We start from the raw sequence: 13,383 nt of genomic DNA on the forward strand, positions 1-13,383 counted from the left end.
GATGGACAGACTCCTGGAAGTAAGCGATCTGGAGGTATCTTTCACCACGTACGGTGGAGAGGTTCAGGCGGTAAGGGGGGTGTCCTTCCAGCAATACCCGGGGGAGACCCTGGCCCTGGTGGGCGAATCGGGCTGCGGCAAGACGGTGACCGTGCACTCCATCGTGAAGCTCATCCCCATGCCGCCGGGCCGCATCAAGAAGGGGCAGATCCTCTTTGACGGCCGTGATCTCACCGCCCTCAGCGGAAGAGAGATAGAGCGGGTGAGGGGAAGGGAGATCGGTATCATATTCCAGGACCCCATGACCGCCCTCAACCCCACCATGACCGTAGGGCGGCAGATATCGGAGGGCCTGATCAAGCACCAGGGTATGACCGCCCGGCGGGCCTGGGAGCGGTCCCTGGAGCTCATGCACATGGTGGGCATCCCCGCGCCCGAGGAACGCATCCGCAACTACCCCCACCAGTTTTCGGGCGGCATGCGCCAGCGGGTGATGATCGGCATCGCCCTGGCCTGCAACCCCAAGCTGCTCATAGCAGATGAGCCCACCACCGGGCTGGACGTCACCATCCAGGCCCAGATCCTGGACCTGCTCAAGGACCTGCAGAAGAAGCTGGGCACCTCCATCATCCTCATTACCCACGACCTGGGGGTGGTGGCGGGGATGGCCCACCGCACGGCGGTGATGTACGCGGGCCGGATCGTGGAGTCGGGCACCAACGACGACATCTTCTACCGTCCCCACCACCCCTACACCTGGGGCCTGATGAGGGCCATGCCGCGGTTGGACCGCGACATCAGGGAAGACCTGCACTCCATTCCGGGGAGCCCGCCCGACCTGTTCCGGCCGCCGGCGGGATGCGCTTTCGCCGCCCGTTGCCCGTACTCCATGAAGGTCTGCTTCCGGTACTATCCGGAAGAGGTGGAGGTTTCGCCCGGGCACTTCGTGTCCTGCTGGCTGGAGCATCCGGCGGCAGCCGGGGTGAGGCCGTCCCGGGAGGAGGTGGCCGCCGGTGCCCGCTGACGAGGTCATCCTGCGCCTGGAAAACCTGAGCAAGTATTTCCGCGTGGGCGGGGCGCTCCTCAAGGCGGTGGAGAACGTTTCCTTCAGCGTGCGCAGGGGCGAGGTGTTCGGGCTGGTAGGTGAGTCAGGCTGCGGCAAGACCACCCTGGGTCGCACCGTCATCAGGCTGTACGATCCCAGCCGGGGGCAAGTCTTCTATCGTGACCAGGACGTGCACGCGCTCACCGGACCCGACCTCAAGCGCTTCAACCGGAGCATGCAGATGATCTTCCAGGACCCGTATGCCTCGCTGAATCCGCGCATGACCGTGGGTGACATCGTGGGCGAGCCTCTCGATATCCACGGGCTGGCCGCGGGTGCCGAGAGGAGGCGCCGGGTGGAAGAACTGCTGCGCACGGTGGGGCTGAGCGCGGAGCACGCCCTGCGGTTTCCCCACGAGTTCTCGGGGGGGCAGCGTCAGCGCATCGGCGTCGCCCGCGCCCTGGCCGTGGATCCCGAGTTCATCGTGGCCGACGAGCCCATATCGGCCCTGGACGTCTCCATCCAGGCCCAGGTGGTGAACCTGCTCAGGCGGCTGCAGGAGGACCGGGGCCTCACCTACATGTTCATCGCCCACGACCTGTCCATGGTCAAGTACCTGAGTCACCGGGTGGCGGTGATGTATCTGGGTCAGGTGGTGGAGATGGCCTCTTCCGCGGAGATGTACAGGGAGCCGCTCCACCCTTACACCCGGGCGCTCATGTCAGCCATCCCCATCCCCGATCCCGGCATCGAGCGCACGCGCCGGCGCATCATGCTACCCGGCGAGGTGCCCAGCCCGCTCAAGCCGCCCCCGGGATGTCGTTTCCACAACCGCTGCCCGGACGTGCGGCCCATCTGCAAGGAAGCGGAGCCCGAACTCAAGGAGGCCGCCCCCGGCCACGTGGTATCCTGTCACCTGTACTAGCCGCCCGCACGGCGGCGGCCCTGGGCGTAGATGATGACGCCCACCAGGATGGTGAGCAGGGTACCGCCTATGAGCTGGATTTCGTAGGCCCACACGTTGGTGGTCTCCTCGGGGGGCATGAAGAAGAAGACGATGGCGATCAGGATGAAGAACTCGCCCAGGATGGTGGAGAGCCAGGCCCCGGCGGCGCCGCCCGGCACGGTGAAGGGCCGCGGCTGGTCCGGGCGGCGCAGGCGCAGGCTCAGGAACGCGGGGAACATGAGCAGATAGGGAAGCAGGAACACCACCGACGAGAGGGCGAAGATGGTCCAGAACACCGAGGCCGCGGTGGTGAAGGTGAGGTAGTTGCCCACCGCCAGGATGGTGGCCACCATCCCCATCATGATATAGGCGTAGTCCGGGCTGCCGTAGCGGGGGTGGATGTGCCCCAGGATGGAGGGCACCTGCCTGTCCAGGCCGGTGGCCGCGATCACCCGGTTCGCCCCCAGGCTCCAGGTCACCATGTTGGCGAGGAAGGTGGCCAGCAGCAGGGCCGCGGCCAGGTAAAACAGGCCGCCCAGCGCGGGCACGCCCTCAGTCATGGCCTTGAGGGCATCGGTGATCCCCGTCACGATGTTGATCTGCTCCAGGGGGATGGCGGCCAGCACCCCGAAGGTGGCCAGCATGTATACCCCGGCGATGACTATACCAGCCAGCAGGATGGCCAGGGGGACGTCCCGCCGGGGGTTGTGCATCTCTTCACCGGCAGCGCTCATGAGCTCGAAGCCCATATAGTTGTACACGATCACGGGCAGGAACGACAGAGTGGCGGACCAGCGGGGGACCCACTCCGCGGGGGTGAAGGAGTTGGCGGCGCCACGCGTGACGGCGTACCATGCCCCCATGCCCCCCAGCAGGAGGAGGAGCAGTACCTTGATGATGGCGCCCAGGTTGGGGATCCACTTGGCCACGCGGATGTCCATGATGCCCAGGGCCACCGTGATCCACACCAGCACCACGGTGACGATGGCCTGGCCCGCGTTACTCAGGGGCCAGAAAACGGAGGCCAGTACGCCCGCGAAAAGGACGTATACCGACGGCATCCAGTAGGCTACGTTGATCCAGTACAGCCAGGAGGTGAGGGTCCCCCAGAAGGGCCCGTATGCCTCCCTGACCCATACGTAGATGCCGCCTTCCTGGGGCCAGGCGGAGCCCAACTCGGCGGTGACCAGGCCGTAGGGCAGGAAGAAGAGGACGATGCTGAGTACCCACCACCCCATGGCCTGGACGCCGATGGCCGCCGAGGCCGCCACCGTATCCGCCACTATGATGGCTGAGGCGGTGAAGAGGACCAGGTCCACCAGGCCCAGGGCTTTGCGCCAGGGTACCGTAGCCGCAGCTTCCATCGCGTTACCCCCCAAGCATTGTCACCGTCTGAGACGCCACTATTCTTCCCCCGCATTTCCTGCAGTACCCAGGCCGGTTGCGCTCCCCACCGGGCTGCAGCCGGAGTCGGGCTTCGGCTTGGGGCTGTGGTCGGCGCTGGCTGGGCCAGGGGCTCGGGCTGGGGCGGGGGGCCGGGGCTGGAGTCGCCGTGTGGCTGTCCGATAACTACCAGAGAAGATCTCGGTGCGGGGGTGGGTGCTTGTGGCCGAATGCTCGGTGTGCGGGGCCAGCAACATGGGGATGGCCCGGGTGTCGCTGGCGGTGGTGGACAAACGCTGGTACTGCCGGCCCTGCCTGCAAAAGACGGAAGGGACGGTGAAGTGCGCCGTCTGCGGCAAGGAGGCCTTCGCGGGGGACGAGCACTTCAAGACCGTGGACGACAAGAGAATGTGCACCACCTGCCTGGAAAAAGCCGGCCTGGGCGACGCCTTCAGCGTGATCATGGAAGCGCGCATGGCCGCCCGGGCGCAGGGGCCTCAGGCGGTCACCGCAGGGGTGGGCCGGGCCGACGACCGCGCCCCGGGCGGGCCTTCCCGGGGAGGCGAGCGGGCCCAGGCGGGGCTGGACAGCGGCCTGGCCGCGCTGCTGCAGGAGAACCTCACCCGGGGGGAGCAGGTGGTAGAGGTCATCATCGGGAACGCCGGGGAAGCCGTGGCAGTGACCGATTCCCGGCTCCTCATCCTCAAAACGGGTATGGCGGCCGGTTCCCTGCTGGCCAGGCGGTGCACGGCCTTCCCGTACCGCGAGGTACGAGGCGTGGATCTGACCGTGGGTGCCGTGTACGGCTTCCTGCACGTGCTGACCACCGAGCATCCCGAAAAGGCCCAGGACGTGGTGGGAGCCAAGAAGGCCCCCAATGCGGTCACCTTCCTCGCCAACCGCCGCGGCCAGTTTGACGCTCTTATGGCTCGCCTGCGACAGGAAGGCAGGTGCCCGGCCTGACCGCCACGAGACCGTAACCCACCAGTCCAGGACGGGCACCACGACGGACTCCATCCCCAGGTGACGGTACACGGAGACGGTTCCGAAGGCCACCGAGAGCAACCAGGCTGCCTCCATGGCCGCGAAACCTCCTCCGCCCACCAGCGCGGCGGGCAGAGCTACCGCATCGCAGGGCCGACGAGCCTGCCCCGGGGCGATGGAAGCGGCACCGGCCCGGTTCAAGACCTGTTCCATCCAGAGTGACCACCGCCGGCTTGCCAGGCCGGCAACGATGCCGGGCACGCGCAGTTCCCTCAGTGTATCGGGAACCCCCGGACCCGCATTCATTACGCGATAACCCGCCTGGTGAGAGTGTCTTCGCAGGCCGCAGTCCTTATCCCACGTTCGCGACCGCGGGCGTCCGGAAGGCGGCCCGAGTGATAGCACGTATGGCGTCCACGCGTGATGGCACGGGCCGGCGACGACCTCACGAGCATGGCTCTATGAGCAGATGCCTTATGAGCAGATTGACTTCGCATCGCCTTCGGGGTACCCTGGACGGGGTAACCAGCAATTCCTCCAGGGGGATGGATATGAGGAGATCGCTGACGGACGGGCAGGCGGCACTGTTGCGGGCCCTGGGGCATCCGGCCCGGCTGCGCATCATCCAGTTCCTGGCTGAGGGAGAAGGGTGCGCCGGAAGGGGCTGCACCGGCGAGAGGTGCGTGTGCGAGATCATCCCCGCGCTGGGCATGGAACAGTCCAGCGTATCCAAGCACCTGGCCATCCTGCGGGAGCGGGGAGTGGTGGAGTCGCGGCGGGAGGGAACCCGCATCTTTTACTCGCTGGTGGACCCCCGCGTCCGGGACATCCTCCGGCTGGCAGAGGAGGTCACCATGGGGCACCTGGCCCGGGCAGAGCGCATGCTGGCGGAGGCTCGCGCTGCCGCCGCCACCGAAGACATACCGGGGTGACCCCCGGATCGGTAGCGGCCCCTTGCCGGCAGGGGTTGCGATCTTCATCGCCGCTGGCGTGGCCTGGGCAAACGGCATTCGCCCACCTTGGGCTGGGCCTGGCCCTGGTCGCCGGTCTAATTCGCTGTCAACACCGGGGGCGAGGACCAGCTGCCATCCCAGCCGCGGGGAGTTGCACCGCTCGGGTTCGGAGCATGCCGGCCCGGAGGGCACCGGGTCGCATCGCACCGGGTCGGACTGCGGGGTGTCGAAGCGCATGGGGCCGGAGCGCAGGGTCAGGGCCTGGAAGCAGCGCCAGGGGGAGAATCCCAGCCGGGCGTAAAACCCGGTGGCTTCTTCCGCCGGCTCCACCGTGAGGCGGACGCAGCCAAAGTCCCGTGCCAGCCCGGCCGCAGCTACCACGCTCGCCAGGGCAACCAGGGGAAAGCTTGATTCTCCTGCCGCGCCGCAGAGGGCAGTTCCCCGAGGGTGACCTGCTTTCTGCCGGGTCCGTATACTGTTAGCGGCCCGGCAGGAGGTACCCCGATTGGCCACTCCCCAACCCCGCAACGCCGACCAGGTGCTGGAATGGGTCCGCCAGGGCGTGGTTTCACCCGTGGAGGCGCTCGAGCTCCTGTATCATCTGGGGCCCGAAGCGAGAGCACCCGCGGGCGTGCCCCGCCCGGCATACTCCCAGGTGACCGGTGCCGTCCCTGCCGGCCTGCCCAGCGCCCACGCGGGACGGAGGACCGCCGCGGACTTACGGCCTGCCGCCTTAGCCGGTGAGCAGGGACAGGCGGGAGCGTGGTCGCCCCAGCCCGGGGTCACGGCAGACAGGGGGATGCCTGACAGGCACGCGCTGGAGGCCATCTGGCGGGAGCTGGACTCGCTGGTGGGGCTGAGGGACATCAAGGACCTGATCCGGGAGATCTACGCCTTTGCCGAGATCCAGAAGCGACGGCAGCAGGAAAACCTGGCGGCGGAGCCTCCCGTCCTGCACATGATTTTCCGCGGCAACCCGGGCACCGGCAAGACCACGGTGGCGCGCATCGTGGGCCGCATGTTCAAGGAGATGGGCATCCTGAGCAAGGGCCACCTGGTGGAGGTTGAGCGGGCCGACCTGGTGGGGGAGTACATCGGCCACACCGCCCAGAAAACCAGGGAGCAGATCAAGAGGGCCCTGGGGGGTGTTCTCTTTGTGGACGAGGCATATTCCCTGGCCCGGGGCGGAGAGAAGGACTTCGGCAAGGAGTCCATTGACGTGCTGGTAAAGGCGATGGAGGACCACCGTGACAACCTTATCGTCATCCTCGCCGGATACCGTCACGAAATGGACCACTTCGTGCGTACTAACCCAGGGCTCAGGTCCCGGTTTCCCATCCACATGGATTTCCCGGACTACTCGCTGGAGGAACTGGTGGCCATCGCCGAGCAGATGGTGAGGCAGCGCCAGTACGTGCTCAGTCCGGCGGCTCGCGCCCGGCTGGAGCGCACCCTGGGCGGGCGCCTGCAGAGTGGGGAGGGGGCTACGGGGAATGCCCGCCTGGTGCGCAACCTGGTGGAGAAGGGCATCCGCAGGCAGGCCGTCCGCCTGGTGACGGCAGGGAAGTTCACCCGGGACGACCTGGTGCTGCTGACTGAGCAGGACCTGGGGGATGAGTGAAGGTGGAGTGCATGCTGGTGGGGCGCCCCGGCAGCGGCAGAAGCTCTCTCCTGACCGCTCTCCTCCGCTCCTGGGGATGCCGCAGTCTGCCCGTCACCACCTGGTTTCCCGGGGGAACACCTTCCCGCTGGCGCCTTCGCCTACCTGACGAGGAAAGGAAGCTCCAGCGCCTGAGGCCTCCGGCGGGATTCCTGGCGGTGGAGCTGGCCGCACCGCAACTGGGATTGCCCGGCCGGCGGTGGACCCTCGTGGAGACACCGGGGATAGAGGAAGAGGCGGCGGATGACCCGGCCGCTCGCCAGGGGATGGCGGAGGCCCTGGGGAGGCTGCTGGCCACCGACCTGGTCATCCACGTGGTGGACGGGGCAGCCACGGGGGAAAGAGGAGAGGTATCAGCCCCGGACATGGCCCTGTGGCGCCTGGGGTGCCAGCGGCCCCGCTACCTGTCGGTGGTGTCCAGGATGGATTGTGCCTCGTCGGCCGCGGGGCTGGCACTGGTTCGGCAGATGGACCCGGGACTTGCACCCGTGGCAACATCGGCCTGGACGGGTCAGGGCATCCGCCAGTTGCGCAGCCTGCTCGCAGCCCGCCCGTGAGGGACGTGGTGGCCGGGCCCGGCCATGGTATAATGTAGGCGCGCCTTCGAGAGCGGCGTTCGGGGGAGGTGCCGTAGATAGCAAGAAGCGCCGAGAAGACGCTGGAACTGGTCAAGGCGCTCCGCAAGAGGGACCTGGATGCGGGCAGGGTCGTGGACAGCCAGTGGGCCCAGGACCTGGCGCGCCTGGTGGCGCGGGACAGGCAGGACTGGGCCGCCTTTTTTGACCGCCGCGGCCATCAGGTGGCCCTGTTGAGGGGTGAAGCCGCCTTCGCCCGGTGGGAACCACCTGTGCGTCGGGGGCTCTGCGGGATCCGCTGCATCCGGGCCAAGGCCGGAGGCAGTCTGGGCCGTGAGCTGGTGCTGGCGCAGGCGTGGCGCCTGGATTCCCTGGCCGTGGTCCAGGCGAAGAACGGTCGGCCCGCCGCAGTCGTGGTCGCTTACCCCAGGGCAGATGAGGCCTCGTCCCCTGTCTACCAGGTGGTGGGACCCGTCGCCGTTGAGGACGCGGCCTTCATGGATATCGCCGCGGAGGTGGAACGGGTCCACCGCATGCTGGACCATGCACCGGCCGGAAGCCCGGGAAACCGGGTGCTGGTGGTATCCCTGCGCATGGGTGACGAGCCCCCCTGGCGGGCCGAGGACGTGGCCAACGAGATGGTTCTCCTCGCCCGCAGCGCGGGAGCGGCAGCTGTTCATTCCGTCGTCGTAGACGTGCGCGAGCCCGATGCCGCCACCCTGGTGGGCAGGGGCAAGGCGCAGGAGATTGAGGCGGCCCGCCGGGAAGCGGGGGCCGACCTGGTTGCGTTCTCGTACGAGCTGGCTCCGGCCCACGTCCGCAACCTGGAGGGGATCATCGGGGGCAGGCTGCTGGACCGCACCGAGCTCATCCTGGACATCTTCGCCCAGCGGGCGCGCACCCGCGAAGGCAAGCTCCAGGTGGAGCTGGCTCAGCTCAACTACCGGCTGCCCCGCCTGGTGCGGGCGCGACCGGAGCTGGACCGCCTGGGAGGCGGTATCGGCACCCGGGGTCCGGGCGAAACCCGGCTGGAAGTTGATCGCCGCCGGGTGAGGGAACGCATCAGCCAGCTCGAGCGGGAAATCGAAGAGGTGCGCCGCACCCGCTCCCTGCAGAGGGCCGAGCGGCAGTCGGTGCCGTATCCCCTGGTGGCCCTGGTGGGATACACCAACGCGGGCAAGTCGACGCTCCTCAACGCTCTCACCGGGGCTTCGGTGCTGACCGAGGACCGCCTTTTTGCCACCCTCGACCCCACCACCCGTCTTCTCGAGCTGCCTTCCGGCCAGCGCGTGCTCATTTCGGATACGGTGGGATTCATCCGCAACCTGCCCCACCATCTGGTGGCGGCCTTCCGGGCCACTCTGGAGGAGGTCGGGGTGGCGGACGTGCTGGTCCATGTGGTGGACGCCGCTCATCCGGCGCGGGAGGAGCAGGTGCGGGCGGTGGAGGAGGTGCTGGGCGAACTGGGGGCTGACCGCACGCCCCGCCTCACCGTGTACAACAAGATAGACCTGCTTGCCCCCGGCGAAGGACAGGGGTGGAACGGTAGGTCCGAGGGCGCGGCCGCCTCTGCCCTCACCGGGGAAGGACTCGATGTTCTGCTCGACAAGCTGGACGCCTTCTTCCGTAACGGACGGCAACTGCTCGAGCTGACCCTGGCCTACGACGAGGGGTGGGCCGTATCCTGGATTCACCAGGCGGGCCGGGTGGTGGGGATTGACTATACACCCGAAAGCATGAACGTGCGGGCGGAGATGGACGGGGTGCGGGCCGCCCGCCTGCTGCGGATGCTCGACCGGCGGCACATGGGCCGCCCGCCGGGAGCCAGCCAGCAGAGCAGGAGCAACCGGGCATGAGCGTGCTGGGTTCATCTTTCTGGGAGGCGGCGGAGCCGGCCCTTTCCCTTGATGCCGACCTGGTAGCGGTGGCCAGGGAGGCCTGGCAAGAGAGCTGGCGGGAAAGAGAAGAATACGAAGAGCGGGCCGCCCTCAACCAGGTGCGGGTGGCAGTGGCCCTATCGCGTTCCGGCCTCGACGAATCGGGCCTGGCCGGCTCGTGGGGGTACGGATACGGGGATCGGGGCAGGGAAAGCCTGGAGCGGGCCTGGAGCGAGGCGTTTTCAACGGAGGCCGCCCTGGTGCGGCCCCAGATCGCCACCGGCACCCAGGCACTGGCGCTGTGCCTCCAGGCCTTGCTGCGACCGGGGGACGAGGTGCTCACTTGGCCCGGAGCACCGTACGATACCATGCAGGGAGTGCTCGGGAATCTGGTGGAGTGGGGGATAGGGGCGCGTGCCGTATCCGTGGAACCTGAAGGAGACGCAGGGCAGTGGGTGGACGCGCTGGCAGCATCTCTTGAGCCGCGCACCAGGGTCGTCCTGGTCCAGAGGTCAAGGGGGTACTCCCTGCGTCGGGCCCTGAGGGTGGGGGAGATAGGGCAGGCGGTGGAAGTGGTGCGAACTGGGTCCCGCCGGGCAGTGGTGCTGGTGGACAACTGCTACGGTGAATTCGTGGAGGAAGCCGAACCCGGCGCGGTGGGGGCCGACCTGTGCGCCGGCTCCCTGATCAAGAATCCGGGGGGCGGTCTGGCTCCCACGGGCGGGTACATAGCGGGGAGGGCCGACCTGGTGGCACAGGTGGCCGCGAGGCTCTATGCACCCGGGCAGGGCGGAGAAGTGGGACCCACCGGGAGCTGGTTGCGAATGGCCGCTCAGGGACTTTTCCTGGCCCCTCACGCCGTGGGACAGGCCCTGGGCACGGCCGTGTTTGCCGCCCACTTCTTCGCCCGGCTGGGCATGCAGGTGGTGCCCGCGCCCGGTGAGGAGCGGGGCGACATCGTGCAGTCGGTGGTGCTGGGAACCCCTGCGCGCCTGCGCTCCTTCTGCCGGGGGCTGCAGCAGGCCGGGCCCGTGGACGCCCGCGCCCGCCCGGAACCCTGGGAAATGCCGGGTTACCGGGACCGGGTCATCATGGCGGGAGGGACTTTCGTGCCGGGGGCTTCCCTGGAGCTGGGGGCGGATGCCCCCCTCCGGCCGCCATACGCCGCCTACCTGCAAGGTGGCACCGTCACCGCCCACGGAGTGCTCGGGTGCCTGCTGGCGGCCGCCCGCCTGCGGAAGGATCACCCCGACGGGTCAGATCGTCCCGAACGTTCGCGCCGGCAGCCACCGGAGGGTACGGCATGAACGCACGGGGGCGTCAGGAATCTCTCGTGCACGGAATCGCCGTGCTGGGGGTGGCCGGCTTTGTGGCCAAGCTCCTGGGAGCGGCCTACCGCATCCCCCTGACCCGCCTCATCGGGGCGGAGGGCGTGGGCATCTACCAGCTGGCCTATCCCGTCTACGTCACCATCCTCTCGGTGGCGCGAGCCGGCATCCCCGTGGCGGTATCCAAGCTCATGGCCGAGTACCACGCTCTGGGAAAGGACTCCCATGCGCGCCGGGTGTTCCGGGTCAGCCTGTACCTCCTGGTCGCGAGCGGTCTCCTTTTCACCCTGGTGCTGGGGCTGGGTGCAACAACGGTAGCTCGCTGGCTGGGGGATCCGCGGGCGGCGCTGGCGCTGGCCGCCGTGGCCCCTGCCATCCTGCTCGTGGCCGCGGGGTCGGCTTTCCGTGGCTACTTCCAGGGCCTGCGTCTCATGACCCCCACCGCCATCGCCGACGTAGCCGAGCAATGCGTGCGGGTGGCGGTGATCCTGGGGCTGGCCTGGATGCTTGCGCCCCGGGGGGTGGAGGTGGCTGCTGCAGGGGCGGCCGGAGCTGCCGTGACCGGGAGCCTGGTGTCTCTGGCGTACGTGGCCGGCCTCTATCTCCGGGGCGGAAACCGGCTGCTCGCCCCGGGGCGCGCGCCCCGGGGCGAGGATGCTGTGCTGGTACGCAGGATCCTGGCCCTGGGGATTCCGGTGGCTGCTGCCTCTCTCGCCCTGCCGCTCATGGGTTTCCTGGACGCCGTGATCGTCCAGAACCGCTTGCGGGTGGCCGGGTTTTCTCTGCGCGAGGCCACCACTCTCTACGGTCGCCTCACCGGGCTGGCCATGACCCTGGTGAACCTCCCCGCAGTGCTGGCCACCGCCATCTCCGCCAACATGGTGCCCTGGGTCTCCCAGGCTTACGCCACCGGCAACCGGCAGGAGCTGGCGCGGCGTGCTTCGCTGGGCGTGCGGGCCTGCTGCCTCTTTTCGGTGCCGGCCGCGGCGGGACTGCTGGCGCTGGCCACGCCCATCACCAGCCTCCTCTACGCCGATCCCCTGGCAGGGCCGGTCCTGGCCTGGGTGTCGCCGGCCGTGCTGTTCCTGAACCTGTACCTGGTGACCACGTCCATCCTGCAGGGCATGGGCATGCCCACCCTGCCCATATACCATATAGCGGCGGGGGGACTGGCCAAGGTCATCACGTCTTACACCTTGACCGCCATTCCGGCCTGGAATGTGCGCGGTGCTGCCCTGGGTTCGGTGCTGGCCGATCTGGTAGCCGGATTGCTGAACCTGCGGGCCGTGATGGCGAGAACCGGGCTGGCGCCCGACTGGCGGGGTTGGGTGGCAGTCCCCGCAGGCGGTTCGCTGGTCATGATACCGGTGGCCCTGGTGCTGGGGCGCTTCTGGCCGTGGGGCCGACACCCTGGTACGCTGGTAGCCATCTTTGCGGGCACCCTGGTGTACGGCGTGGTGGTCCTGCTGGCAGGTGGAGTGAAGAGGGAGGAAATCGCTTCCCTGCCCGGCGGAGCCAGGGTGCTTGATCTGGCCGGGCGCCTGCGACTCCCCATCCGCTAAACGACGGTAGCTGTTGCCCATCCGCTGAAGGCGGTGGCTGAGGAGAGGTGCGGCACGGGTGGAAGAAGCGCGGCTAGAGGATACCGGCAAGGAGCGGCTAGAGGATACCGTCAAGGAGCGGGAGCGCCAGGTGGGCGCAGCCGGGGCGCCCGGCGTGGAAGGCCAGGTTGCAGCCACCCAGACCGAGGCGGCGGGGGTAGTTGCCTCCGACACCCGGGTAGTGGTGAGGGGTAGGATCTACCGCCGGCTGCTCGTGCGCACCCACGTCATCCGGACGGGCGAGGAAGTCCCCGCGCTCATGAAAAGATACCTCGGACCTTACGTGCAACCTGGCGACATCGTCTTCGTCGGCCAGAAGGCTGCTGCCGCAGCCCAGGGCCGCGCCTATCCCGTGGACCAGATCCGGCCCCGCCTGCTGGCCCGGTTTCTATGTCGCTTCGTCCGCAAAGTGGGATATGGTATCGGCCTCGGCATCCCCGAGACCATGGAGATGGCCGTCCGGGAAGTGGGGGTATTCCGCATCCTGCTGGCGGCGGTGGTGGGAGCGATTGGCCGCCTTCTGGGCCGCCGCGGGGACTTCTACCGGGTGGCGGGGCGGGCGGTGGCGGCGATCGACGGCCCCACGCCCTACACGCTGCCTCCGTACAACCGTTACGTGGTGCTCGCCCCCCGCGACCCCGACGGTCTGGCCCGGCAAATCGCCTCGGCGTTTGCTCCCGTGCGGGTGGCCGCAGCCATCATCGATGCCAACGATATCGGTTGCAACGTGCTGGGCGCCAGCCCCCGCCTGGACCGGCGCCTGGTGGTGAGCATCATGGGCGACAACCCCATGGGGCAGGGGGTGCAGCGCACCCCCATCGGCATCATCAGGTGCGCCAGCTAACGCCCTGCGCGCGCCAGCCTGGAAGCTCCAGGAGGTCGTTCGGGAGGTGGCCGATGCCTTTGAACTCGCTTACAACCACCCAGCCGATCCGGTCCGGTCTTTCGGGCTGAGGTGCAGGTGGATCATCTCTTCTTCCCCGCCGATGCTCTCGCAATCGTCCTCGATGATCACGTCGGGGCCAAAACGC

General features: G+C 68.3%; 11 protein-coding genes. 10 read left to right on the top strand and 1 reads right to left on the bottom strand.

What is annotated here, in order from left to right:
• The first annotated feature begins 1 nt into the window (after position 1).
• On the top strand, positions 2–1,024 hold the full coding sequence (locus tag QME70_01375) for an ABC transporter ATP-binding protein (GenBank protein MDI6893260.1): 1,023 nt from the start codon (positions 2–4) through the stop codon (positions 1,022–1,024).
• The gene (locus QME70_01380; GenBank protein ID MDI6893261.1) at positions 1,014–1,970 is read left to right on the top strand and encodes an ABC transporter ATP-binding protein; all 957 of its coding nucleotides are present in this window, start codon (positions 1,014–1,016) and stop codon (positions 1,968–1,970) included. Before QME70_01375 ends, QME70_01380 begins: the two co-directional genes overlap by 11 nt.
• On the opposite strand, the gene QME70_01385 is transcribed toward QME70_01380, so the two are convergent.
• Positions 1,967–3,355, bottom strand: coding sequence for an amino acid permease (locus QME70_01385; GenBank protein ID MDI6893262.1), 1,389 nt, complete (start codon positions 3,353–3,355; stop codon positions 1,967–1,969). The two genes, QME70_01380 and QME70_01385, sit on opposite strands and share 4 nt — an antisense overlap.
• A gap of 223 nt (positions 3,356–3,578) precedes the next feature.
• Between QME70_01385 and QME70_01390 the strand changes: the two genes are divergently transcribed.
• From QME70_01390 to QME70_01425, 8 genes are all read left to right on the top strand, one after another.
• Positions 3,579–4,337, top strand: coding sequence for a hypothetical protein (locus QME70_01390; protein MDI6893263.1), 759 nt, complete (start codon positions 3,579–3,581; stop codon positions 4,335–4,337).
• Positions 4,338–4,909: 572 nt separating this feature from the next.
• Positions 4,910–5,290 (top strand): metalloregulator ArsR/SmtB family transcription factor, encoded by a 381-nt coding sequence (locus tag QME70_01395; protein MDI6893264.1) that lies wholly within the window; start codon positions 4,910–4,912, stop codon positions 5,288–5,290.
• A gap of 526 nt (positions 5,291–5,816) precedes the next feature.
• The gene (locus QME70_01400) at positions 5,817–6,932 is read left to right on the top strand and encodes an AAA family ATPase (GenBank protein MDI6893265.1); all 1,116 of its coding nucleotides are present in this window, start codon (positions 5,817–5,819) and stop codon (positions 6,930–6,932) included.
• An 11-nt stretch (positions 6,933–6,943) separates the two neighbouring features.
• Positions 6,944–7,528 (top strand): 50S ribosome-binding GTPase, encoded by a 585-nt coding sequence (locus tag QME70_01405; protein ID MDI6893266.1) that lies wholly within the window; start codon positions 6,944–6,946, stop codon positions 7,526–7,528.
• Positions 7,529–7,680: 152 nt separating this feature from the next.
• On the top strand, positions 7,681–9,402 hold the full coding sequence (gene hflX, locus QME70_01410) for a GTPase HflX (protein MDI6893267.1): 1,722 nt from the start codon (positions 7,681–7,683) through the stop codon (positions 9,400–9,402).
• A complete protein-coding gene (locus QME70_01415) occupies positions 9,399–10,730 on the top strand; it encodes a methionine gamma-lyase family protein (GenBank protein ID MDI6893268.1) in 1,332 nt (443 codons plus the stop codon). The genes hflX and QME70_01415 overlap by 4 nt, the downstream gene beginning before the upstream one ends.
• The gene (locus QME70_01420) at positions 10,727–12,313 is read left to right on the top strand and encodes a polysaccharide biosynthesis protein (protein MDI6893269.1); all 1,587 of its coding nucleotides are present in this window, start codon (positions 10,727–10,729) and stop codon (positions 12,311–12,313) included. Before QME70_01415 ends, QME70_01420 begins: the two co-directional genes overlap by 4 nt.
• A gap of 58 nt (positions 12,314–12,371) precedes the next feature.
• Positions 12,372–13,196 (top strand): hypothetical protein, encoded by an 825-nt coding sequence (locus QME70_01425; protein MDI6893270.1) that lies wholly within the window; start codon positions 12,372–12,374, stop codon positions 13,194–13,196.
• Positions 13,197–13,383: the final 187 nt, after the last annotated feature.

The sequence above is a fragment of the Bacillota bacterium genome, assembly GCA_030019365.1.
Classification (GTDB): Bacteria; Bacillota; Sulfobacillia; order JACIYH01; family JACIYH01; genus JACIYH01.

Coding starts and splice junctions, on each gene's coding strand:
- QME70_01375 (MDI6893260.1), top strand. CDS start 2: ATGGACAGACTCCTGGAAGTAAGCGATCTGGAGGTATCTTTCACCACG.
- QME70_01385 (MDI6893262.1), bottom strand. CDS start 3,355: ATGGAAGCTGCGGCTACGGTACCCTGGCGCAAAGCCCTGGGCCTGGTG.
- QME70_01395 (MDI6893264.1), top strand. CDS start 4,910: ATGAGGAGATCGCTGACGGACGGGCAGGCGGCACTGTTGCGGGCCCTG.
- QME70_01405 (MDI6893266.1), top strand. CDS start 6,944: ATGCTGGTGGGGCGCCCCGGCAGCGGCAGAAGCTCTCTCCTGACCGCT.
- QME70_01415 (MDI6893268.1), top strand. CDS start 9,399: ATGAGCGTGCTGGGTTCATCTTTCTGGGAGGCGGCGGAGCCGGCCCTT.
- QME70_01420 (MDI6893269.1), top strand. CDS start 10,727: ATGAACGCACGGGGGCGTCAGGAATCTCTCGTGCACGGAATCGCCGTG.